The following is a 24,732-nucleotide window of genomic DNA, read 5'->3' on the forward strand; positions in this document are numbered from 1 at the left end:
TGCATCTTTCTTCCTGATTCCGGTATGTCAAAATAAACACCCTCGTCCTCCAGACATGGCATTTTGAGTAAAAATCAGACATACCTTTATCACGCTCAATTATCGACACAGAAGCGAACAGCTTGATAGCAATGATCGCTTAAACCATTCAATAATCTCAAATAAATAGCCAAAAACTATCAAACAAAGATAATCGATCGTCAGAAACATCCATTCATCGGTAATGAAATAAAGTGAAAGAAAAACGTTTGCGTGGCTACCTCGGTGGGCGAACGATCTGGCGGCACAGAACACCAGTTATATTGTGATGAACGGTAGATATCTCTTTGCGTCGTGCATGTCGCGGAACGATCGATAAAATGCATAAAAAAAGCACTGACCAATAAGGTTCAGTGCTTTTTTATTATCTGACCAGCTACCTAATATATCCTAAATAATTCGAGTTTCAGGCAGGCGGCAAGTGAGGGAGTCCCGATGAGCTTACTCAAGTAAGTGATTCGGGTGACTGACAAATCTGCCAGAGGCAGGTTTGAACGCTGCTTGCAGCGGCCCCAGCGGGGCGAGACACACATCAGTGTGTCGAGTAGTGCAGCCAACGCCCATGCAACTTGAAGTATGACGGATATCGCGTTATTTCTTCGCAGGCAGCGTGACCCAATAGCCTGGCTGATAAGGCAGCGGCAGGAACTTCTCATGGAAGGTACGGAATGTAGCATCAGGATCGAGGTCTTTAAACAGTTCAGGGTGCATCCATTTCGCTAATACCTGAATCGCCACAAACTGATACGGGCTGTCATAGAACTGATGCCAAATAGCATGAGCGTTGCCATTGGTTGCGACCGGCAGCGTTTTAAATGCTGAGCGTTCCATCAGTTTTTGCAGGCGTTGCAGCGCTTCTTTCTGATCGGCTCCCGGTCCGACGCCAACCCAGCCATTCGCCGTGTTGTAGTTTTTCCAGTTAGCGCCAGTCACCACCACTACATCCGGGCGAGAGCTGATAATCTGCTCAGGGTTCAGCGTACCAAAGGTACCAGGGATGATGTTCTTGGCAATGTTGTCACCGCCAGCAGCCTCGACCATGCGGCCAAAGTTCTCATCACCGAATGACATGCAGCATTCTTCGTCATAGCCACCCGCGCGATCAATCATCACTTTAGGACGTGGCCCCTGATAGTTTTTCAACCGATCGGTGACGATCTCAATCTGCTCACGGCGGAATTTAATAAGCGCTTCTGCACGCTCAGGTTTGCCCACCAGTTGCCCCATGATGTGAATACTTTTCTCTGCATTCTCAAACGGCTTCTCGCGGAAATCGATAAACACCACAGGAATACCCAGCGAACTGAGTTTTTCAATCAATTTGCCTTCATCTGTTGCGGCCTTGGACTCCAGATTCATCAACACCAAATCGGGTTTCAGCGTTAATGCTTGCTCAACGTTAAACGTGCCGTCTTTCGCACCACCAAAGGTTGGCAGTTTTTTGATTTCTGGGTATTTATTTTCATAGGCCAGATAGCCGTCATAATCGGCTTTCGGCAGGTCATCACGCCAGCCAACCACACGTTGGAATGGTGCTTCGGTATCAAAGGCAGCCAGCAGATAAATCTGTCGACCTTCCCCTAAAATAATCCGCTTCACTTCGGATTTGATTTCTACCTTCCTGCCACTAACGTCTTCAATAACAATTGGGTTAGCGCTGGCAACAACGCTCGCACTCAACCCCAACAGAACAACGACTGAGAACAGCCATTTTTTCATTATTATTCCCTTCTGCGATTATGGTTATAGATGATAATAGTTATCATTATTGAAATGATATCCCGCCGTGATTATCGGAGGCAATGGGTTTTTAATGCGAGGTTAATAAAAAGTGAAATCAGCCGGAGAATGGCCGAATACCGCCCATCATCGCGGGCTGTGCGCTGAGGTAAAGCAGGATACCGGAGCCAACTAAAATCATCCCGCCAGCAAGAGCCAGAAGAGAAAAAGTCGCACGCTGCCACACGGGCGATGCGCGATTCGCACCTAACCGTTCAATGACGCGACGGCAGTAAAAGACCAGCATGGCCAGTGCTGAGATCGTAATTGCTGTTCCGGCGGCCATCACCAGCGCAGAAGCTACGCCCCACAGGTAAACGCCGATCACTTTAGAGAAAAGCAGCACCAGAATGGCACCTGAGCACGGGCGCATCCCCATTGCCAGCACAATCATCAGACGTGTACGCCAGCTGCTATCGCGCCCAAGCTCTTCATTACTAGGGAGATGGCGGTGCCCGCAGCCGCAGTCGGCATCGTGCTGATGAAGGGAGTGAGACGGTGCAGAAATCGGACGAAGCGTCATACGTCCATGAGCTGGCACGTTACGCTGGGTTACAGGTAAAGGAATAACGCGCAAAATAGTCGCAGGCTTAGGTTGTCGCACTAATACGATATACAGCTGTTTCAGCGCACGGAAACAGAGCAGCAGCCCCAGCCCCGCCACCAGCACGAAGCTTCCTTTTTCCATCCAGAAACTGCTGTTATGCAGCGTTCGGCTCGACAGTTGCAAGATCCCGAGTACGACAGTCACCAGCGCTACCGCCATCAGACCCTGAATCAGCGAGGCCGCGAGCGTTAACTTCAGGCTACTTTTCAGCTTCGACGGATGTGTCGCCAAATAGGTCATGATGACGACTTTGCCGTGCCCCGGCCCGACAGCATGGAGCACGCCATAGACCAGACTGAACATCATTAAACTCAGCCCAGCTTGATGCGGCTGCTGTTCTACCATCTGCAACAGATGCGACATCTGCTGGTGCAGCGACTTCTGCCAGATCGCACTTTGTAGCACGATCTGCGGCCAGTATCCCACGATGTAATGCAGTGCCGAGGCAAACAGCGCCAAAAATAGCCACAGCGGCCATAGATCGCGCAGTCGGTTCGACAGCGAACGTGGGCGCGGCAGCGAGCCAAGGTTCACTGACATTGCAACGTCACCCGCTGTGCAAACTGTTTCCCCAGATCCATGTCTTCATCAGGCGCATCATTCTTATCTAACGACAGTGCATAAGATTGCAATTCAGCGTTAGGTTTAGGCGTGACGAGCGTGGTTTTACAACGTGACGCCAGCGCGGGTGCCAGCTTAACGGCCTTGTCGTTCTGATAGGACATATCGACAAAGTAGGTAGGATCGTAAGTAGAAATTAGCAACGGCTTTCCGGCCAGTGGCTGTGGATGTGCCAGCGGCAGCACAAATTCCAGTACCGCCTGATTACCTTTGCGGGAAAGGTGATACTCGGTTGGCAGCAGCGTATATTTCACGGGCTGATTGTCACGATAAATATCGGTGAAATAGTGCTGCCCCCAGACATTAGCCATGACTTCCGCCGCCAGTTTTTTCCAGATTTCAGAATCGGTTTTTGCCTTTCCAGCGTCATACAACAGGTCGGCCGACGTGATGGGATCCATCGTCCATTGCATACGTAAACCGGTGATGTTGTCGTTCTGACTCTCGACTGTCGTCTGCATATCAATAAAACTGTGTGGGTGAGCGAAAACGGGCTGACCAAACGCCAGACCTGCCATGAGCCACGTTATCCGTCCGGACCACCCGTTAAAAGCGTTATAATGTAACATTATTTTTACCACGATACGTTATATTGACAGTACGCGCTATTTGCTTACGCTTTTTCGACAGCACGATGGTGGCTGACAGAGGGCCGGATAAACAGTGCAGGAACCGCCAATAGCGCCATCACCCAAAACGTGCCGCCCTGCAAATGCTCAAACAGGAAACCGGACACCATTGTCATCACAGCAATACTCCCGCCCATCGCCAACGCAGAGTACACCGCCTGTAACCGCAATACGTCACCACCGCTGCGAGCCGCAATAAAGCGCATGGCGGCCAGATGGCAAACGGTGAACGTACCACAGTGCAATATCTGTATCACAATCAGCCACGGCAGAGCCACCGTCGCCCCCATCAACCCCCAGCGCACCACGCCGCATACGGCAGAAAGCAGTAAAAGCTGTCTGGCACTCCAGCGTCGGAACAGACGCTGGCTGAAGGTGAAAATGACAATCTCCGCAACGACGCCCAACGACCAGAGATAGCCGATAATCGAGGCGGAATAGCCTGAATCCTGCCAATAAATCACGCTGAAACCATAGTAAGCCGCGTGTGCGCCCTGTAACAGAGACACGCAAAGCAGGAAACGCCATACCGCCGGTTCACTCAGCAACGTTTTCCACGGCGTGACGCTGGCCGAGTGCGCTGTCGATTCTGCTGCCTGCGGCATCACGCTGGGCCGAAGCAACATGCCTAACAGCATGACAGCCAGCCCGGCGCTGAGGATTGCCAGAATCGCGGCATGCCCCCAGATAGCAACCAGTTCGCCCGTCGCCGCCGAGGCAATAACAAATGCGATCGATCCCCAAACCCGTACCTTGCCATAATCCATCACCACCTGCCGCTGCCAGGTCGCCGCTAACGCATCGGTTAGTGGCACCAACGGTGCAAAAAACAGGTTAAACCCGATCATGACGATCATCAGCCACAGCCAGGCATTGCCCAGCCAAAAACCGACGGCCAGCGCCAGTGACAACAACGCCAGTCCACGTAATACCGTAATCAGTTTGGATGGATCTTTCACGCTAGGCGTAATTACCAGACTGCCGACGAAGCGCGCCACCAGCCCAGCCCCCAACAGCATACCAATCGACTCTGCCGAGAGCCCTTCACCTTTCAGCCATCCGCCCCAAAACGGCAGGAAAACGCCATAACAAAAAAAGTATGTGAAATAGCTCAGCGCCAGCCAGCGCGTCGATTGCAACACCATGATTTCTCCCTTTCGACGGCGAACACACCCGTTCACCACCCTACGAACCGTCGCAAACACGGCGTTGATAATTTTTCACTGAAAATGCACCCACGTTTTTTGCTGGCGATTCTTTTTACCAGTGACTTTTTTGCCGATTACTTTTTTTTGCTGGTTACTGTGTCAGAGTGCATGCAGCGGCGCAACGCGTTATTCGTTATTAAACGCGAATGAAGGTATCAGCTTGATCAACAGGCATAAAAAATTTCCGGGAGAAATTTTTAACATTGTGTCAGCAACGGCCCGTAAGGGTGGTGGCTAGGGATTGCACGCCATAAAAAAACGTGGGGAACGTTTTTCAACGTCGCTTGCGACGGCCCGCAGGGTGGCGGCCAGGGATGGCACGCCATAAAAAACGCCAGCACACAGGCTGGCGTTTGAGACATTTTACGACAGTGATGTCAGAGAAAAATGCCGAATTATGCGTAAACCGGGAAGCGGGCGCAGATATCCAGAACTTTTTGCTTCACGCGCTCGATGGTCGCTTCGTCGTTGATGTTATCTAACACATCACAGATCCAGCCAGCCAGTTCACGCACTTCCGCTTCTTTAAAGCCACGACGCGTTGCCGCTGGCGTACCGATACGGATACCAGAAGTCACGAACGGGCTCTTCGGATCGTTAGGCACGCTGTTTTTGTTCACGGTGATATTCGCACGACCCAGTGCTGCATCGGCTTCTTTACCCGTCAGGTTTTTGCTGACCAGATCCAGCAGGAACAGGTGGTTGCTGGTCGCGCCAGACACCACGTTGAAACCACGTGACAGGAAGACTTCTACCATTGCTTTGGCGTTTTTCGCAACTTGCTGCTGGTAGACTTTGAACTCAGGCTCCATCGCTTCTTTCAGTGCGACAGCTTTACCCGCGATAACGTGCATCAACGGGCCACCCTGACCGCCAGGGAAAACAGCAGAGTTCAGCTTTTTATACAGCTCTTCGTCGCCGCCTTTCGCCAGAATCAGGCCACCGCGTGGGCCAGCCAGCGTTTTGTGCGTCGTCGTGGTCACGATGTGAGCATGAGGAACCGGGTTAGGGTAAACATCTGCAGCAATCAGACCGGCAACGTGCGCCATATCAACAAACAGGTAAGCACCGATGCTGTCAGCGATTTCACGCATTTTCGCCCAGTCAACCACGCCAGAGTAAGCAGAAAAACCGCCGACAATCATTTTTGGCTGGTGCGTACGCGCCAGTTCAGCCATTTCGTCGTAGTCGATTTTACCGCTTTCATCGATGCCGTAAGGGATGACTTTATACAGTTTACCGGACAGGTTAACCGGAGAACCGTGCGTCAGGTGACCACCGTGTGCCAGGTTCATACCCAGAATGGTGTCGCCCGGCTGCAGCAGCGCGGTGTAGACGGCAAAGTTAGCCTGAGAGCCGGAGTGCGGCTGCACGTTGGCATAATCTGCACCGAACAGCGCTTTAGCACGATCGATCGCCAATTGCTCAACGATGTCCACATACTCACAGCCACCGTAGTAGCGTTTGCCCGGATAGCCTTCAGCATACTTGTTCGTCAGCTGAGACCCTTGAGCCTGCATAACGCGTGGGCTGGTGTAGTTTTCTGATGCAATCAGTTCAATGTGCTCTTCCTGACGCACCACTTCTTGCTCCATTGCTTGCCACAGGTCGGCATCATAATCGGCAATGTTCATTTCACGCTTTAACATCCGGATCTCCTGACTCAGCTAACATAAATATACTGGGAATTAATGGCCCATTTGGGAATTGGGCTACCCTTTTGGGGAATGGCGTATAGTGTAAACCGTTTTTCCCTAATGAAGATAGGTCTTGACAGAGGTTTTTACGCAAACGATTAGCTATAGGCAGCACAAGGCCTCAGCAGATATAAGCTGCGTGACGGCAAACAGATTTTTCTTCATTCTCAACCTGCTATTTCTTCATGTTATTCCCGCTAACTCACGCTAGAAAACCCCTACCACCAAAAAGGTAATTTACAGCAACGGACAAACTCAATAAGATGCATATAAAATACAACTTATAAGTAGCATCAATAAATAGGAGTCACCATGCTCGATAACCATACTATCGCCATCGTTAAATCAACCATTCCTCTACTGGCGGAAACCGGCCCGAAACTGACCGCACATTTCTACGATCGCATGTTTACGCATAACCCCGAGCTCAAAGATATTTTTAACATGAGCAACCAGCGCAATGGCGATCAGCGGGAAGCGCTGTTCAATGCCATTTGTGCTTATGCGGCGAATATTGAAAACCTGGCCGCGCTGCTGCCTGCGGTTGAGCGTATCGCCCAGAAACATGCCAGCTTTAATATTCAGGCAGATCAGTATCAGATTGTAGGTAGTCACTTATTGGCCACGCTGGATGAAATGTTTAGCCCCGGCCAAGATGTACTGGATGCCTGGGGTAAAGCCTATGGCGTGTTGGCAAATGTCTTCATCCAGCGCGAAGACGATATCTATCGCAGCACCGAAGCGAAAAATGGCGGCTGGAGCGGCGTGCGACCTTTCCGTATTGTGAACAAGCAGCCGCAAAGCTCTGTGATTACCAGCTTCACACTGGAACCCACCGACAGCCAACCTATCGCAGACTTTCAACCGGGTCAGTATCTGGCGATTTATATCAAGCATGACAGTTTCGCCAATCAAGAGATTCGCCAATACTCTCTGACCCATGCACCGAATGGAAAATCCTATCGAATTGCGGTTAAACGTGAAGTACAAGGCACTGTTTCCGGCTATCTGCATGATACCGCTCGCGAAGGCGATATTGTTCATCTGGCGGCTCCACACGGCGACTTCTTCCTTGATATTCCAACCGACACACCGGTTGCCCTGATTTCCGGCGGCGTAGGGCAAACCCCTATGCTGGGCATGCTACATACGCTAAAACAGCAGGATCATCAGGCGAAGGTGTTATGGCTCCACGCGGCAGAAAACGGTACAGCACACGCGTTTGCTGATGAAATCAAAAAAACGGGACAGTCGCTGCCACAGTTCGAGCAGCATATTTGGTATCGAGAGCCTCAACAGGCCGATCGTCCGGGCGAAGATTATCATCATAGCGGACTGATGCAGTTGGCCTCGCTAAAAGGCGAATTAACCACGCCCGCTATGCACTATTACCTGTGTGGCCCTGTGATTTTTATGCAGTTTGCCGCACAACAGCTGCTGGCAATGGGCATACCCGCAGAACAGCTACATTACGAATGTTTTGGTCCACATAAAGTCGTCTAACCCTCATTGGTGACGGATCGAACCCAAAGGTCGCTTTTGCGACCTTTTTTCATCTTTCAGAAAACCACCAACATATACCCTAAATAATTCAAGTTGCATGACAAAACGTTAGCGTTTTGAACAACGCTCTGCGTTGACCCTTTAGGGCAAGGCCCATTTTTGGCCTTGTAACGCGGCAACTGCGCGAAAAATCGGTCTTAGACCGATTTGAACAGCGCTAGCGCTGGCCCGAAGGGTGAGTCTCATTTATGAGACTCATTAATCCCCAAGAGCTTACTTAGGTAAGTGACTGGGGTGAGTAAGGGCGGCCAACGCGCAAGCAGCTTGAAGTATGACGGGTATAAAACACCTTATTGATCACAAATCTACATGCCAATACGGCAGTGCTCCGCTAAAAAAGAGGTGGGTCACAAAAACCCAAGCCTTATTAAAATAACATTTCATTTTTAATGAATGGTTATTTCACCACAAGAGCCTGCGTTTATAGCCTAAATAATTCGAGTTGCAGGACAAAACGTTAGCGTTTTGAACAACGCAAAGCGTTGACCCGTCAGGGCGAGGCACACGCCAGCGTGCCGAGTATCGCAGCTAACGCACATGCAACTTGAAGAATGACGGATATAGGCATCGCCCTTGAATCGGCTTGGGTGCACAATGAAAGCCCCAGATGTTTTCTCTGAAGGCCGTGACAAGAACGATAAAAAACAGCGACCTTCCTTTGATAACGCTTGGATTCATTAACCGTTTTCGATTAACCAACAAGGGATATGTCTGACCATGGCAAAACGTTTTTCAGAAAGTGTAGCTTTAGCTCTGATACTTTCCGCCCCTTTCACACTGGTACACGCTAAAACGCCAGCAGCTGCGCATCAGACCGCCGCGCCAGAGAGCGTTAAATTACTGTCGAGTTCAACGCTGGGTGAAAAAACCGGATTATCCGGCAATGTCACCGCACGGGATATTCATCTACCCGCCACCATCATTATCAGAGACCAACAGGGCCAGAAGCGACAGACACAGAGTGATGTTCAAGGTAAATATCACCTTGATATCTCTGGCCTAACACCGCCGTTACGCCTTTTAGCCATCGAGTCCGGCGGCAATAACTGCCTGCTGAATAATATTTCTCGTGCAATTTGTCTGTCCGCCGTCGCCCCTTCATTGCATGACGGCAAAGAAAATATCGCCAATATCAACCCGCTGACTGACCGCATTACCTCAGATATCGCGGTGGCAGCAGGCTACATTGGCCCACAGCAGTTAACGGATGATACTGCATCACCAAAACTGGACGCCGCAGCATGGAAAGCAGCCTATGCAGATTTCCATGCTGGCTTTAATAGTGCGTTAAAACAGGCGGGTATCAGCACCCCTACACGCTTCGATCCCCTTACCTACCCCGTAGGCCAACAGGAAGCCGTCACCAAAATCGTCAACGTCATTAACCATAACCGCAACTATCACAACAATACAGGTTACTCCGGCCACACCGTGCTGACTGACAGCGCATTTCACCCGATTGTCGGCCTGAATGATAAAGGCGACTATGAACCGTTAGACTATCGCTCTGCCCGCCAGAGTCTGGATGCCGTCCAGAAAGCACAAACCCGCATTTTCCTCGTTGGCGATTCAACGGCAGCAACCTATGAAAAAATGCGTTTCCCGCGTATGGGATGGGGTCAGGTTTTTGAACAGCAGTTCAGTAAAAACAGTAGTGTGAAGGTCGTCAATGGCACGCGCGCAGGACGTAGCTCACGCGACTATTTTTACGAGGGCTGGTTCCGCCAGATGCAGCCATTGATGAAGGAAGGTGACTTCCTGTTTATACAAATGGGACATAACGATCAAAATTGCAACGGTGCGAAAGAAGTACGTGGCCCCGCTGACGTCGCGAACTTGTGTACTTATCCGAACGATGCCGCAGGGAAAAAGCAGGCACCGCAGGGGAAAGCCGATATGTCATTCCAGACTTCTCTGGAACGCTATATCACTTTCGCTCGTCAGCACAAACTCACTCCAGTTCTGCTTACCCCGACCACTCGAGTGAAAACAGCTGAAGGGAAAAACGGCACACCTGCCGTACATAGCCATTTCACCAAACAAAATGCAGACAACGGTTATGCCTTCGTTGGCGATTACAGCCAGACCATCAAGGACACCGCTGAGGATAATAAAGTCATTTTGCTGGATGTTGAGTCCGCCACTATTGCATTGGCAAATCAGGGCAACAGCGACCATTGGAAACAATACTGGCTGGTGATCGATCCCAAGAAATACCCTTACTATCGCGATCAGGCAGGTAGCCTGAGCAAACCGGACACCACCCATTTCCAGCAAAAAGGCGCTATTGCCGTGGCAGAGATTGTCGCTAACGCCATTCGGCAAGAACCCGCTTTAGCAGCACTGGCGGAGAAAACCGTCAGCAAACACAAGTAGTCATCAGTCAGGCAAAACGATAAGACAGAACCACGCGCGGCGTTATTTACGCCACGCGTTATAGACCTTCCTCTTTCTCTTACCGATTACAGGACTCTGGACATGATAAACGCCCCACGCCTCTGCAAGACGCTGACCTTAGCCATGTTAATTTCCTCACCCTGGGCGTTAGCACAGGCAGCCGACTACAATGCGCTGGTTTCCGCCAATGCAACAGACGCCAAAGCCTACAAAACCATTACCGAAGCTATCGCCAGCGCCCCGGCAGACAGTTCTCCGTTTGTTATCTATGTGAAAAATGGTGTGTACCATGAGCGCCTGACCATTACGCGTCCCAACATCCATCTCCAGGGCGAAAGCCGCGACGGTACCGTCATCACCGCAACCACCGCCGCAGGGATGCTCAAAGCCGATGGCAGCAAATGGGGAACCTATGGCAGCAACACGGTGAAAGTCGATGCCCCCGATTTCAGCGCCCGTTCGCTGACCATCAGCAACGATTTCGATTACCCAGCCAATCAGGCAAAAGCCAATGAAGATCCAACCAAATTAAAAGACTCGCAGGCCGTTGCATTATTAGTTGCCGAAAATAGCGATCGCGCGTGGTTCCACGATGTTAGCCTGACAGGCTATCAGGACACGTTGTATGTGAAAGGTGGGCGCAGCTTCTTCTCGAAATGCCGAATCAGCGGCACCGTTGATTTTATCTTTGGCAACGGTACTGCGCTGTTTGACGATTGCGACATCGTCGCGCGTAACCGTACCGACGTGAAAGATCAGCCTCTTGGCTATCTCACCGCGCCCAGCACCGACATTAAGCAAAAATATGGTTTGGTCATTATCAATAGCCGGGTGATTAAAGAGAAAGACGTCCCTGCGAAAAGCTATGGCCTGGGCCGCCCTTGGCACCCGACGACCACCTTTGAGGATGGCCGCTATGCCGATCCTAACGCTATCGGCCAGACTGTCTTCCTGAACACCAGTATGGATGACCACATCTATGGCTGGGACAAAATGTCAGGCAAGGATAAACAAGGTGAGAAAATCTGGTTCCATCCGCAGGACTCACGCTTTTTCGAGTTTAAATCCAGCGGGGCAGGGGCAGAGAAAAACGATCTGCGCCGTCAGTTGAGCGAGGCGGAAGCAGCAGAATACACCGCAGACAAGGTACTGGCGGGTTGGGTTCCAACTGCACCTAAAGGGAAGTAAATGTAACGAAGCCAGCCTGATGAGGGCTGGCTTTCTGAAACTCGAACTATTTAGAGTATGCAGCGGTATTGACGGAGTGAGGCGAAACGATTAAATCGCTTCCTCGTCCTCTTCACCGGTACGAATACGGACAACTCGAGCCACATCAAAGACAAAGATTTTACCGTCGCCGATTTTACCTGTCTGCGCAGTCTGTGTGATGGTTTCAACACAGGTATCGACGATATCATCTGATACCACAATTTCGATTTTTACTTTCGGCAGAAAATCGACCATGTATTCTGCGCCACGATATAGCTCGGTGTGGCCTTTCTGACGACCAAAGCCTTTCACTTCCGTTACCGTCATCCCTGTGATGCCCACTTCAGCTAACGCTTCACGTACATCGTCCAGTTTGAACGGCTTAATAATCGCATCAATTTTCTTCATGGAGGAACCTTTGTGTTATCTATGTTGCGGCCAAAGCCGAGCGTCAGCGAGTCAACAGCATGTCAGAACTTAGGCAGACAATCTATATCCGTATACTTTACGCTGCTTGTGAGTTGGGTACTTAACTCTTCCGCATCACACTGCCTGTTCTCTCAGCACTAGTCTTTAAAATCGTTGGCATCCAGCTCGTGACGGCCCAACAGTTTATAAAATTCGGTTCGGTTACGCCCTGCCATTCGCGCCGCCTGCGTCACGTTACCTTTTGCAATCTGTAATAATTTTCGCAAGTAATTAAGTTCAAACTGATGCCGCGCTTCAACAAACGTCGGCAACGCGGTGTTTTCACCTTCCAGCGCCTGCTCAACCAGCGCATCGCTGATCACTGGTGCGCTGGTCAATGCCACACACTGTTCGATGACATTCACCAACTGGCGCACGTTACCCGGCCAGCTTGCCGTCATCAAGCGCTTCATCGCATCGGTTGAAAAGGTGCGCACAAAAGGCTTGTGACGATTGGCGGATTCGCGCAGCAGATGGTTTGCCAGCATCGGGATATCTTCGGCACGTTCATGCAGCGCTGGCAGCTTCATATTCACGACGTTGAGCCGATAATACAGATCTTCGCGGAATTCGTTCTTTTCCATCGCCTTCGGCAAATCACGGTGCGTGGCAGAAATAATCCGCACATCAATGTCCAGATCGCGGTTACTCCCCAGCGGGCGGACTTTTCGCTCCTGCAAAACACGCAGCAGCTTAACCTGCAAAGACAGCGGCATATCGCCGATTTCATCTAAAAACAGCGTACCGCCTTCTGCCGCCTGAAAAAGCCCTTCACGGCTGCTGACAGCGCCAGTAAAGGCCCCTTTCGCATGACCAAACAGCTCCGACTCCAACAGGGGTTCCGGCAGCGCACCGCAGTTAATCGCGATAAAGGCTTTCTTCGCTCGCGGGCTTGCCGCATGAATCGCCTGAGCCAGCACCTCTTTCCCGGTTCCGCTCTGGCCATTAATCAGTACACTGACGTCCGACTGTGCGACCATTCTGGCCTGCTCCAGCAGGCGCAGCATGATTGGGCTGCGCGTTACAATCGTTTCACGCCAGCTTTCATCACCCGCTGGCGCAGACAGCGCCATCGCGTCATCTATCGCTTTGTAGAGTGCATCGCGATCAACGGGCTTCGTGAGGAAACTGAATACCCCTTGCTGCGTCGCTGCAACCGCATCGGGAATAGAGCCGTGAGCGGTCAAAATGATCACCGGCATTCCTGGCTGATAACGCTGGATTTCGGAAAACAGCGCCATGCCATCCATCTCGTCCATACGAAGATCGCTGATAACCAGATCGAATGTCTCACGCGTTAACAGACGCAGTGCCTCTTGGCCACTCTCCGCCGTCATCACGCTAAATCCTTCGCTGGTCAGACGCATTCCCAGTAGTTTTAGCAGGCTAGGGTCATCATCCACGAGCAATAAACTCGCCGTTTTTCTGGCTGTCATTGTCTTGTTGACTCCTTCTTGGTCGGCGGCGTGTAGGTGTCATCCGCATCCACGGATTCATTTCTAGATTTCGTTGCCGAATTACGCGAGCCGTCTCTATTCGTAGCCGCACCACTGCGACGCTCAGCATCATTATCTGGCATCTCTCCCGACAATTGCTTACGGGACGACAGTTGACGCTCAATATCCGTCAGATTTTCCAGTTTCTGTGTGGTTGTTTCTAACTGGTATTGCAGGTGACTTTGCTGCACTCGTAACGCATCTAGCTGTTTATCGCTGGATTCCTGTAAACGCTTATAGCGCAGACGTTCATCCGATAGCGCCAGAAACAGCGTTTGTCTGTCACGCCAGGTTTGCATCAGCGGGCGCAGCGCCGCAGGGAAAGCCAGACGATATAAATTGATCTGTGCCAACACCTGACGCCGCTCAGCCTGGGTAATACCGGCGTTATCCAACAGAATGCCCTGCTTAAACACGCTCTCCCATCCGTCACCTGCAACCTGTCCGGCTTCCTCACGGGCCTGAAATTGCGTCAAACGCCCAGCACAGTCCATCGCCCGCAGCCAGTACAGCGCGTTGTTCATGGATTCACGATCGTCTATCTGCCAGAGATGCTCGCATTGTGCGATACGGAAATCGGCAACCTGCTCTTTCGGCGGTATTGCTTCTGCTTCTAGCAACGCAGTGCCGCTGTTCACATGACTATTACACGCAGCCAAAACGAGCGGCGACGACGTCACCACCGTTTTCAACAGACGGTAAAACCCTCTATTTGCAAACCATCCCTTCATAAATCCTATATTCATTATCTATTCATTCTCGGAATTTATTTATTCTCGGACTATTCGTTATCAGGCAATAAGGGTAACTCGATGCGGAAACACACATCAGCATAATCCACGGTAATTAGGCTAAGCTCACCACGCATACGACGAATGCAATCACGTGCAATACTCAGCCCCAACCCACTTCCTTTTACTGCGCCACGGCGTTGATGGCTTCCCTGATAAAAGGGCTCGAAAATCATGCCTCGTTCTGCATCAGGAATGGGCGTACCACTGTTTGCGACATCAATCTGAACGCGATTGCCAACCTGACGGCTATAAACCCAAATGTTACCGGATTCCTTACCGTAGTGCACCGCATTGGAATAGAGATTATCAATCACTCGCATTAACAACGTCGTCTCCGCCCAACAGTGTTCGACGGCCAGCGTCACATCGGTGTGAATCATTTTGGCACGGGCAGGCAGACTGTGGGATGAAACAACAATATCGACGATCTCTTCGATTTCAACCCGCTCCAGTTCGGTCGGTGTATCCGCCAGCTTGCGGTTATAATCGAGCAGTTGATCGATCAGCTGTAGCAGGTGGCGGCTGCTGCTATCGAGGATATCAACAACCTCTTTCTGATCGGCAGTTAGCGGACCAACCACCTCATCGGCAAGCAGTTCAGTGCCTTCCCGAAGACTCGCAAGCGGTGTCTTGAGTTCGTGGGAAATATGACGCAAAAATTCATGCCTCTGCGACTCCAGCCACGACAGACGCTCACTCAGCCAGATAATGCGCTGCGCCAGTGTCCTAATCTCACGCGGCCCCTTGAAGGTGCTGGTGTTACCCAACGAGCGCCCTTCCCCGAGGCGATTAATCATCCGCTCTACGCCATTCACTGGACCGATAATCATCCGCGTAAAGAGAACCACCAGCAGTACGCTGACCAGGAATAAAAGCAGAGCCTGCCAGCCAAAGAACTGGCCGCGTTCAGAAATGGCCTGCTGGAGCTGTTGCCCACGGGAGAAAACGACGTCACGCGTCACCTGAACCATCTGTCCGTTGGCACGGGAGAACCCTTCCAGCAGGCTGGATGCCGTTTGTTCTGGGCCGCTGTTGTGGCAGCGTATTTCACCGAGCTGAGTAAGGAGTTGACGTAACGTCTGGTAATAACGGGGATCGGGCAGTACCTGCGCGTGAGAGTCCAGCATTTGCGAATACTGTTTACGCTGGTTCTGATAGAGCGTCGCCAGCGTCTGATCGTCCAATACGCAGTATTGCCGATAACTGCGTTCCATCGCCAACGCGACGCTGGTCATCGCCTCACTGCGGCGGGCATCCGTCAGCGTTGTCCGGTTAATATCCGCAGCCTGTTCACTCAGCATGCTCAGGCTCTGATAAGCCTGATAGGCCAGAACCAACAGCGGCAGCAGCACCAACAAGAACGCCATAATTACTAATTGCCGCAAAGAACGCGGGAATAAACGCCATCGTTTCAAAGAAATCATCTCGTTACCTATCGAATCCGCTCTGATGCTAACTGAGTCTTATAAAAGTTCAACGTTTTCCCTTACGGCATGCGTAACGCTTCGCAATACGGCATGAATACCGATGTAATACTGTAGAAAGTAATACTGTAAAAAATAACGCTGTAGACAGTAACGCCGTAAAAAGCAATCAGGGGGATTTTCTGGAGGGGATGTGGTGATAATAAAGCATCACGCGGCCAGAAGAATCGCTCCCTCTGGCCGCGTAACTGAATAGGCGGTGCCTCACTCAACGTGTCGCCCGATGCTTGATAAAGTTCGTTTTCACGCCCTGTTATCGGTCTGGTGGACGATAGGCACCCTTTCTTTTGGCATCATTCCAGATGTTATGAGCGAAAATATTTGCCAGTTAGCAACGCAATCATAACCAGTTGAATGAGCAACACCGATTAAAATGCACGTATCATGCCAACTTAAATAAATAAAAATCAAAATATTGATTATTAACGATTTTCACTTAAAAAATCATTGAAAGATAAATATTACAGAATGCAAATAGCGAAAAAACACGCAAAAGAGACGATTTATGTCGCTAAAAACAGACAGCTTTATCACACCATCATGCCACGCATATAAATCAATACGTTAAATGTCACCAATTAGAGACAACGAAAAACCAGTTCGTCGCAAAAAAACGACAAACCAAGAAAACAGACGTAAAAAAGGGGCCGAAGCCCCTTTCCCTAACAGACGTTAACTCAGCCCAGCTGTCTGCGTGCGTTACGGAACATACGCATCCACGGGCCATCCTCGCCCCATTCTTCTGGGTGCCAAGAGTTACTGACGGTGCGGAACACGCGCTCAGGGTGTGGCATCATGACCGTTGCACGACCGCTAGTGCTGGTTACCGCCGTAATACCGTTTGGCGAACCATTCGGGTTAGCCGGATAGTTTTCGGTTACCTGCCCGTAATGGTTGATATAACGCAATGCGACCAGACCATGCTCTTCAATCGCCGCTAAATGTGCATCATCACGGACTTCAACTTGCCCTTCGCCGTGTGAAACAGCAATCGGCATACGCGATCCTGCCATGTCATTCATGAACAGTGACGGACTTTTATCCACTTCGACCAGACTGAAGCGCGCTTCAAAGCGATCGGATTTATTGCGGACAAAACGCGGCCAGAGATCGGCACCCGGAATCAGCTCACGCAGATTCGACATCATCTGGCAGCCGTTACATACGCCCAGCGCCAGCGTCTGCGGACGCAGGAAGAATTCAGCGAATTCATCACGCACGCGGGCGTTGAACAGGATGGATTTAGCCCAACCTTCCCCCGCACCCAGCACATCACCGTAAGAGAAACCGCCACAGGCAACCAGCGCCTGGAAGTCCTGCAAGTTACGGCGATTAGCCAGCAGGTCGCTCATATGGATATCGATGGCATCAAAGCCAGCACGGTGGAACGCCGCCGCCATTTCTACGTGGGAGTTCACGCCCTGCTCACGCAGGACAGCCACTTTAGGCCGGACATTCTTAATAATGTAAGGCGCAGCAATATCTTCCTTCGGATCGAAGGTCAGCGATACATTCAGACCGGGATCGTTATCATCCTGTCTGGCGATGTGTTCCTGATCGGCACACTGCGGATTATCGCGCAGGCGCTGCATTTGCCAGCTAGTTTCAGCCCACCAGCGTCGTAGCGTCGAACGGCTTTCCTGATAGACTGCTTCTGCACCCTGATTGATGGTGAAGCGCGTTCCTTCTTCAGCCTGACCGAGATAATGCACACAGTTAGCCAGACCATGCAGCGCCAGAATGGCTTCCACTTCAGCACGACGCGCGGCAGGAATCTGAATAACGGCACCCAGCTCTTCGTTAAACAGCGTCGCCAGCGTATCCTCGCCCTGAGACGTGATATCGACAGTGATGCCGCAGTGACCAGCAAAGGCCATCTCCGCCAGCGTCACAACCAATCCACCGTCTGAACGGTCGTGGTAGGCCAGGAGCGCCTTAGCAGCGACTAACTCTTGGATAGCATTAAAGAAGCCCGCCAACTGCTCTGGGCTATGAACATCTGCCGTTTTACGACCCAACTGGCGATAAACCTGTGCCAGCGCCGTTGCACCCAGCGCTTTATTACCCGCACCCAGATCGATCAGCAACAGCGCATTATCCTGACCAGTACGCAACTGTGGCGTTACCGTATTACGCACGTCTTCCACACGGGCAAACGCAGAAATCACCAGCGACATCGGCGAGGTGACCGCGCGATCTTCGCCTTCTTCCTGCCAGCGGGTTTTCATCGACATGGAGTCTTTACCCACTGGAATCGTCAGACCCAACGCCGGACACAGCTCCTCACCCACGGCTTTCACCGCATCGTACAAGCCAGCATCTTCGCCCGGGTGCCCTGCTGCAGCCATCCAGTTCGCAGACAGCTTCACGCGAGTCAGTGGGCCAATGTGCGTAGCAGCAATGTTCGTCAACGCTTCGCCCACGGCCAAACGCGCGGAGGCGGCAAAGTTACGCAGCGCGACCGGCGCACGTTCGCCGATAGACATTGCTTCACCGTAATAGCTGTCGAGGCTGGCAGTAGTCACTGCACAGTCAGCCACTGGCACCTGCCACGGCCCGACCATCTGATCGCGCGCGACCATACCGGTAACAGAGCGGTCGCCGATGGTGATCAGGAAGGTTTTTTCCGCAACAACTGGCAAGTGCAGCACGCGCTCGACTGCTTCGGCCAGATAGATGTCGTCACGCTGTAGCGGCGTACCCTCTACCTGTTTGCGCTCAACATCACGCAGCATCTTCGGCGTTTTACCCAGCAGTACATCCAGCGGCAGGTCTATTGGTTTGTTGTTAAAGTGACGATCGTTCATCGTCAGATGCAGTTCTTCCGTCGCTTCACCAATCACCGCATAAGGTGCGCGCTCACGGCGGCAAATTTCACCAAACTGTGCCAGCTGCTCTGGCGCAACCGCCAGAACGTAGCGTTCTTGCGATTCGTTACACCAGACTTCCAGCGGGCTCATGCCCGGTTCGTCGTTCAGAATATCGCGCAGTTCAAAGCGACCACCGCGACCGCCGTCACTCACCAGTTCCGGCATGGCGTTAGACAAACCGCCCGCACCGACATCGTGGATGAACAGGATCGGGTTGGCTTCGCCTAATTGCCAGCAGCGGTCGATCACTTCCTGACAGCGGCGTTCCATTTCTGGGTTATCGCGCTGTACAGAAGCAAAATCCAGATCCGCATCGGACTGACCCGATGCCATAGAAGAGGCCGCGCCGCCGCCCAGACCGATATTCATGGACGGTCCGCCCAGCACAATCAGTTTGGCTCCGACGATAATTTCGCCTTTTTTGACATGATCGCCACGGATGTTACCAATACCGCCCGCCAGCATGATCGGCTTATGGTAACCGCGCAGTTCTGCGCCATTGTGGCTATCGACACGCTCTTCATAAGTACGGAAATAGCCAGTCAGTGCAGGGCGGCCGAATTCGTTGTTGAATGCCGCGCCGCCCAATGGGCCTTCAGTCATGATATCCAGTGCACTGACAATACGATCTGGCTTGCCGAACTCTTCTTCTTCCCACGGCTGGATAAAGCCAGGAATGCGCAGGTTCGATACAGAGAAGCCCACCAGACCCGCTTTCGGTTTGGAGCCACGGCCCGTTGCGCCTTCATCACGAATTTCGCCACCTGAGCCTGTTGCTGCGCCCGGCCACGGTGAAATTGCGGTTGGGTGGTTATGCGTTTCAACCTTCATCAGGATATGTGCGTCTTCCTGATGGTAATCATATTGCCCGCTAGCATTGGTATAGAAACGGCCGACGGCGGAACCTTCCATGACGGCGGCGTTGTCTTTATAGGCAGAGAGAACGTGGTCAGGTGTGTGTTCAAAGGTGTTTTTGATCATTTTGAACAGGGATTTCGGCTGAGTTACGCCGTCGATCACCCAATCCGCGTTAAAAATCTTGTGGCGGCAGTGTTCAGAGTTCGCCTGCGCGAACATATACAGTTCGATATCGGTCGGGTTACGACCCAGATTGGTGAAAGCTTCCAGCAGATAATCAATTTCATCTTCTGCCAATGCCAGCCCCAGACGAACGTTCGCCTCTTCCAGCGCCTGACGCCCTTGCAGCAGAATTTCAATACGCTTGAAAGGTGCCGGTTGATGGTGAGAGAACAGGGCTTCGGCCTGTTTCAGGTCGCTAAATACGCTTTCCATCATCCGGTCATGCAGCAATGCCCCCAGTTGCTGCCACTGCTCATCGCTCAACGTTGGCGCATGAATATAAAAAGCCAGACCGCGCTCCAGACGCAGTACTTTGCTTAATCCACAGTTATGGGCGATATCGGTAGCTTTGGAAGACCACGGTGAAATGGTGCCTGGACGTGGCGTCACCAGTAACAGATGACCTTGCGGTTCGTGCTCCGCGAGAGAAGGACCATACTTCAGCAAACGTGTCAGTTTGGCCTGTTCATCGTTGTTCAGCGGGGCGCTGACATCGGCGAAATGTACGTATTCAGCATAGATATCGCTGACTGGCAAAACGTGCTCTTTGCAGCGGACCAGCAGTTTATTAATACGAAAAGCCGATAAAGCAGGTGAACCACGCAGTATTTCCATAATCTAAAGTTCTCTCGTCTTCGATGCACTGGCTGCGATACAGCCACTGGGTACAACAGGGGGAAACGCACATATTATAGAGAATCCTTCCCTCGGACGAAACCGTTTGCGTGGCGATAATTTCACTTCGCACCCGCCGAATGATTAATCGGTGACCAAATCAATAAAAGTTGCACACTGGCGGTTTGTTAAGCAAAATGCCCCCACTCTGGGAAATGACGTATAAAAAAACTGCCGTTACAGACAGCCTGGCCACATGGCCGCCGAGAGATAACTATTTGAAGCCTTTAAAATTAAATTATTTTTTCATCGGGATTATCACGTTACTGCTGGCGTTAGCGCTATGGCCTAGTATTCCCTGGCGCAGTAGTCAGGATGTACAACTCAGGCAGATCCTCTCACGCGGTGAGTTACGTATCAGCACCGTTAACTCACCGCTGACTTATGCCATGAGCAACGGATCCCCGACAGGTCTGGACTATGAACTGGCAAAACGTTTCGCCGATTATCTCGGCGTCAAGCTGGTGGTTTCGTCACGTAAGAATCTTGACGAATTGTTCGACGATCTGGACGGTGATGATGCCGATCTGCTGGCTGCTGGGCTGATTTACAATCACGAGCGTCTGGAACGCTTCCGGGCTGGCCCGACCTACTACTCCATTTCGCAGCAGATGGTCTACCGCCTTGGATCGCCTCGCCCAAAAACGCTGGATAAACTGCAAGGCCGATTCGTTGTTACGTCGGGCTCCGCTCATGCAGCGACCCTACGCGATTTAAAAGCCGCGAAGTACCCGCAGTTGAGCTGGGAATCCGCCTCGGATCAGAGCACGCAGGAATTATTGAAACAGGTTGCCGACGGCAAACTGGACTATACGCTGGGTGATTCGGTCACCATCGGTTTGATGCAGCGTATTCACCCACAGCTCGCCGTCGCCTTCGACCTCAGCGATGAAGAGCCTGTCACCTGGTATATGCGCCGTTCACACGATGACAGCCTGTCCGCCGCGCTGCTGGATTTTTTCAGCCAGATTGTCGAAGACGGTACGCTCGCGCGTCTGGAGGAGAAATATCTCGGTCACGTTGGTGAATTTGACTATGTCGATACCACCACGTTCCTGAGCGCGATTGATGAAACGCTGCCGGATCTGCGTCCACTGTTTGAAAAATATGCCACCGATATCGACTGGAAGCTGCTGGCGGCCATCTCCTATCAGGAATCACACTGGAATCCGCTGGCAACCTCCCCTACCGGCGTGCGCGGGCTAATGATGCTCACGCGTAACACCGCTGAAAGCCTGAACGTGACTGACCGAATCGACCCTGAGCAAAGTATTCGCGGCGGCGCACAATATATGTCGCATATGATGCAGAAAATGCCGGATACCATCCCGGAAGATGAAAAAATCTGGTTTGCGCTGGCGTCCTACAACATGGGATACGCCCACCTGCTTGATGCACGTAAATTGACTGAAAAACAGAAAGGTAACCCCGACAGTTGGGTGGATGTAAAAATGCGCCTGCCGATGCTGAGCCAAAAGCGCTATTACACCCAAACCACCTACGGCTACGCTCGTGGACACGAAGCCTATAACTACGTGGAAAACATTCGGCGATATATGGTGAGTCTGGAAGGTTATCTGATAGAAAAAGAAGCTAAAGCGCAGCAGCAGACACAGATTGCACTGGGCTATCCAGCCGTTCCTCTCACCAAGGTGCCGGAATAGATCTGCAAAGGAAGAAAAAACGCCGCGACTCCTGCGCTAATGTGGGTCACTTCAGCCGCATTTGAGGAGAAACATAGGGTGAGACACCTCGCCTCGTGGTCGCTCCGTGTATCTCGATTCTTAAACGTTCGGCATTACGCTATTGCTGCGCGGCGTTTTTATCTTTCTCTGCGGCACGACGGGCTTTATGCTGCTCACGACGCAGACGGAAGAACGCGCTGAGCGTCGCTGAACATTCATCAGCCAGAACACCAGATTCAATCACGATCTGATGATTCATGCCGGGATGGCGCAGAATGTCCACCAGCGACCCCGCAGCCCCCGTTTTCTCATCTGACGCACCGTAAACCAGACGACCGATACGGCTGTGTATCATCGCGCCCGCACACATAATGCACGGCTCCAGCGTGACATACAGTGTGGTCTCCAGCAGGCGGTAGTTTTGCAACACCTGCCCTCCCTGCCGCAGCGCCATAATCTCGGCGTGCGCGGTAGGATCATGATGTCCTATCGGCCGGTTCCACCCTTCGCCAATCGCTTCGTTATCCAGCACTAGTACTGCGCCAACCGGCACTTCGCCTTCATCCTGGGCACGCTGAGCCAGCGTCAATGCATAGCGCATCCAGTATTCATTATCACGCAGGCTACTCACGTTTCCTCACTCAACAATTCACATTTTGGCGGCGCATTATACCTATATGGATGGCGTATTGAAGGCGTTACTCTAACTGTTGTAGGCTGCCTTCCGGCGTCACCCGCCAGCGGTGTTCGCAAAAATAGAGCAGCGGATTGTCCTGTTTGCTGTCACTGTAACCGCTGTAGAGCTTAAGCGGTGCGCCAAGGCGCTGCTCCATCTGCGTCACTTTCTCATGTCCGAGACAGCGCAGCGTTAATACCCAACCACCGTAGCGGCGTGTAATTTGGCTCCCCATCAGACGAACACCGGGCAGAAAAGGTGAATCATGATAGACCCGTTCAACCAGTCGCTGTGGCGATCCGGTCACCAGCCAGACCTGCGCATCGCTGTCTTCAAGATAGGTTTTCAGCCGCTGCTGAACCTGAGGAAACGGTATGACATCGCGACGAAACACACCGACGAACTGCTTTTCAAGCTGAACGAGGTCGTCTTCGCCACGCCCAAACGTAATCGCCCACAGCAGCCAACTCATTGGCCAGCGAGCCGCTCGACCGCGAATCAATAATCCCATCCCAATAACGGGTAATAGCGGAATAACCAGTACGAGGTTTAACGGCAACCGACGAAGCAAGAAACGCAAAAAGCTGCCAAACATATCCTGCTGATGCAGCGTGCCATCCAGATCAAAAAAAACAATGCGTTGCTCTCGCTTATCACTCAAAACGTTTCCCCCGATTTACCTCAAGATAGACCGACACCAAAATATTCTTACCCGCCAAGTAACGCCTCACGCAGATAGCCGTTGTGCTGTTTCAGACGTTCACGCGCCACTTCCACATCAATATTAGCCAGAAGCATCAGAATCGCAGGCTTAACGTCGTTATCCGACTGAACCAGCGCCTGCCGAGCCCTGTCCAGATCGGCTCCCGTCGCTTCCACCACGATGCGACAGGCACGATCAAGCAGCTTCACATTGGTTGCCTTCACATCAACCATCAAATTCTGGTACACCTTGCCCAGCTTAACCATTACACCGGTAGAAATCATATTCAGGACTAACTTTTGCGCCGTACCCGACTTCAGCCGCGTCGAACCCGTTAATGCTTCTGGGCCAACGACGGGGGAAATCGCCACTTGTGCTTCCTGTGCAATAGGCGAATGCGGGTTGCAGGAGATCGCCGCCGTCCGGCAGCCAACGTCACGCGCATAGCGCAATGCGCCAATCACATACGGCGTCCGGCCTGATGCGGCCAAGCCAATAACCATATCAGTTGCGGTTAAACTCAGCGCTTTCAAATCAGCCTCACCGAGCGCAGGATCGTCTTCCGCCCCTTCAACCGCCTTGAGTAACGCTCCCGGCCCGCCAGCAATCAGGCCGATAACCAGCCCATGCGGCACACCAAACGTCGGCGGACACTCGGAAGCATCCAATACGCCCAAACGGCCGCTGGTTCCCGCCCCCAGATAGATGAGCCGCCCCCCCGCCTGCAACGACACCGTTGCCAGATCGACAGCCTCGGCAATCGCGGGTAAAACCTGCGCAATGGCTTCGGGGACTTTCCGGTCTTCCTGGTTAAATACGTGCATCATCTCCAGCGTAGAGAGCTGATCCAGCGTCATCGTTGCCGGGTTCCGCGTTTCGGAAACCAGCATCCCTAAATTAAGGTTCTCTCTATTCACTACGCCTGAACTCATTCCGATACCTCATGCTTTATGTCAGCGTTCTTCACACGCCTATGACAAACCACTATTTTCACCACTATACTGCTTTTGAGACCTATGAAAGTACGCTATTCTGCATCGAATTCACTCTCC

17 protein-coding genes are annotated in these 24,732 nt (G+C 51.9%); 4 read left to right on the forward strand and 13 right to left on the reverse strand.

The window, feature by feature from the left end:
* Positions 1 to 630: 630 nt before the first annotated feature.
* From A0G03_RS10760 to glyA, 5 genes are all read right to left on the reverse strand, one after another.
* Positions 631 to 1,758 (reverse strand): ABC transporter substrate-binding protein, encoded by a 1,128-nt coding sequence (locus tag A0G03_RS10760; protein ID WP_048261505.1) that lies wholly within the window; start codon positions 1,756 to 1,758, stop codon positions 631 to 633.
* A 118-nt stretch (positions 1,759 to 1,876) separates the two neighbouring features.
* Positions 1,877 to 2,965, reverse strand: a complete 1,089-nt coding sequence (locus A0G03_RS10765; RefSeq protein WP_048261507.1) for a nickel/cobalt transporter — start codon at positions 2,963 to 2,965, stop codon at positions 1,877 to 1,879.
* The gene (locus A0G03_RS10770; RefSeq protein ID WP_048261509.1) at positions 2,956 to 3,615 is read right to left on the reverse strand and encodes a DUF1007 family protein; all 660 of its coding nucleotides are present in this window, start codon (positions 3,613 to 3,615) and stop codon (positions 2,956 to 2,958) included. Before A0G03_RS10770 ends, A0G03_RS10765 begins: the two co-directional genes overlap by 10 nt.
* 44 nt (positions 3,616 to 3,659) lie before the next feature.
* Entirely contained in the window at positions 3,660 to 4,820 is a 1,161-nt protein-coding gene (locus A0G03_RS10775; RefSeq protein WP_048261511.1) for a 3-phenylpropionate MFS transporter, read from the reverse strand.
* Between the two features lie 458 nt (positions 4,821 to 5,278).
* Positions 5,279 to 6,532, reverse strand: a complete 1,254-nt coding sequence (gene glyA, locus A0G03_RS10780; RefSeq protein ID WP_048261512.1) for a serine hydroxymethyltransferase — start codon at positions 6,530 to 6,532, stop codon at positions 5,279 to 5,281.
* Positions 6,533 to 6,892: 360 nt separating this feature from the next.
* On the opposite strand from glyA, the gene hmpA reads away from it, so the two are divergent.
* The 3 genes from hmpA (at position 6,893) to pemA (ending at position 11,728) form a co-directional block, all read left to right on the forward strand.
* Positions 6,893 to 8,083 carry an NO-inducible flavohemoprotein gene (hmpA, locus tag A0G03_RS10785; protein ID WP_048261514.1) on the forward strand — a complete coding sequence of 397 codons (1,191 nt, stop codon included), beginning with the start codon at positions 6,893 to 6,895 and terminating at the stop codon, positions 8,081 to 8,083.
* A 777-nt stretch (positions 8,084 to 8,860) separates the two neighbouring features.
* On the forward strand, positions 8,861 to 10,519 hold the full coding sequence (paeY, locus tag A0G03_RS10790) for a pectin acetylesterase PaeY (RefSeq protein WP_048261515.1): 1,659 nt from the start codon (positions 8,861 to 8,863) through the stop codon (positions 10,517 to 10,519).
* Positions 10,520 to 10,621: 102 nt separating this feature from the next.
* Complete coding sequence (gene pemA, locus A0G03_RS10795; RefSeq protein ID WP_048261517.1) at positions 10,622 to 11,728, forward strand: pectinesterase PemA; 1,107 nt, start codon at positions 10,622 to 10,624, stop codon at positions 11,726 to 11,728.
* A 90-nt stretch (positions 11,729 to 11,818) separates the two neighbouring features.
* On the opposite strand, the gene glnB is transcribed toward pemA, so the two are convergent.
* The 5 genes from glnB to purL all read right to left on the reverse strand — a co-directional run bounded on the left by glnB (position 11,819) and on the right by purL (position 20,556).
* Positions 11,819 to 12,157 (reverse strand): nitrogen regulatory protein P-II, encoded by a 339-nt coding sequence (glnB, locus tag A0G03_RS10800; protein ID WP_005970202.1) that lies wholly within the window; start codon positions 12,155 to 12,157, stop codon positions 11,819 to 11,821.
* A gap of 158 nt (positions 12,158 to 12,315) precedes the next feature.
* On the reverse strand, positions 12,316 to 13,653 hold the full coding sequence (gene glrR / locus A0G03_RS10805) for a two-component system response regulator GlrR (protein WP_048261519.1): 1,338 nt from the start codon (positions 13,651 to 13,653) through the stop codon (positions 12,316 to 12,318).
* The gene (gene qseG / locus A0G03_RS10810; protein ID WP_048261521.1) at positions 13,650 to 14,459 is read right to left on the reverse strand and encodes a two-component system QseEF-associated lipoprotein QseG; all 810 of its coding nucleotides are present in this window, start codon (positions 14,457 to 14,459) and stop codon (positions 13,650 to 13,652) included. Before qseG ends, glrR begins: the two co-directional genes overlap by 4 nt.
* A gap of 35 nt (positions 14,460 to 14,494) precedes the next feature.
* On the reverse strand, positions 14,495 to 15,931 hold the full coding sequence (locus tag A0G03_RS10815) for a sensor histidine kinase (RefSeq protein ID WP_048261523.1): 1,437 nt from the start codon (positions 15,929 to 15,931) through the stop codon (positions 14,495 to 14,497).
* Positions 15,932 to 16,668: 737 nt separating this feature from the next.
* On the reverse strand, positions 16,669 to 20,556 hold the full coding sequence (gene purL / locus A0G03_RS10820; protein ID WP_048261525.1) for a phosphoribosylformylglycinamidine synthase: 3,888 nt from the start codon (positions 20,554 to 20,556) through the stop codon (positions 16,669 to 16,671).
* A gap of 215 nt (positions 20,557 to 20,771) precedes the next feature.
* Here purL and mltF point away from each other — a divergent pair, with 215 nt between their 5' ends.
* Complete coding sequence (gene mltF / locus A0G03_RS10825; protein ID WP_048261527.1) at positions 20,772 to 22,280, forward strand: membrane-bound lytic murein transglycosylase MltF; 1,509 nt, start codon at positions 20,772 to 20,774, stop codon at positions 22,278 to 22,280.
* A gap of 139 nt (positions 22,281 to 22,419) precedes the next feature.
* Here the strand turns inward: mltF and tadA are convergent, their stop codons facing one another.
* From tadA to murQ, 3 genes are all read right to left on the reverse strand, one after another.
* A complete protein-coding gene (gene tadA / locus A0G03_RS10830) occupies positions 22,420 to 22,932 on the reverse strand; it encodes a tRNA adenosine(34) deaminase TadA (RefSeq protein ID WP_072062052.1) in 513 nt (170 codons plus the stop codon).
* A gap of 67 nt (positions 22,933 to 22,999) precedes the next feature.
* Positions 23,000 to 23,638, reverse strand: coding sequence for a phosphatidylglycerophosphatase C (yfhb, locus tag A0G03_RS10835; RefSeq protein ID WP_048261529.1), 639 nt, complete (start codon positions 23,636 to 23,638; stop codon positions 23,000 to 23,002).
* A 47-nt stretch (positions 23,639 to 23,685) separates the two neighbouring features.
* Complete coding sequence (gene murQ / locus A0G03_RS10840) at positions 23,686 to 24,612, reverse strand: N-acetylmuramic acid 6-phosphate etherase (RefSeq protein WP_048261530.1); 927 nt, start codon at positions 24,610 to 24,612, stop codon at positions 23,686 to 23,688.
* Positions 24,613 to 24,732: the final 120 nt, after the last annotated feature.

The organism is Pectobacterium peruviense (assembly GCF_002847345.1).
Classification (GTDB): Bacteria; Pseudomonadota; Gammaproteobacteria; order Enterobacterales; family Enterobacteriaceae; genus Pectobacterium; species Pectobacterium peruviense.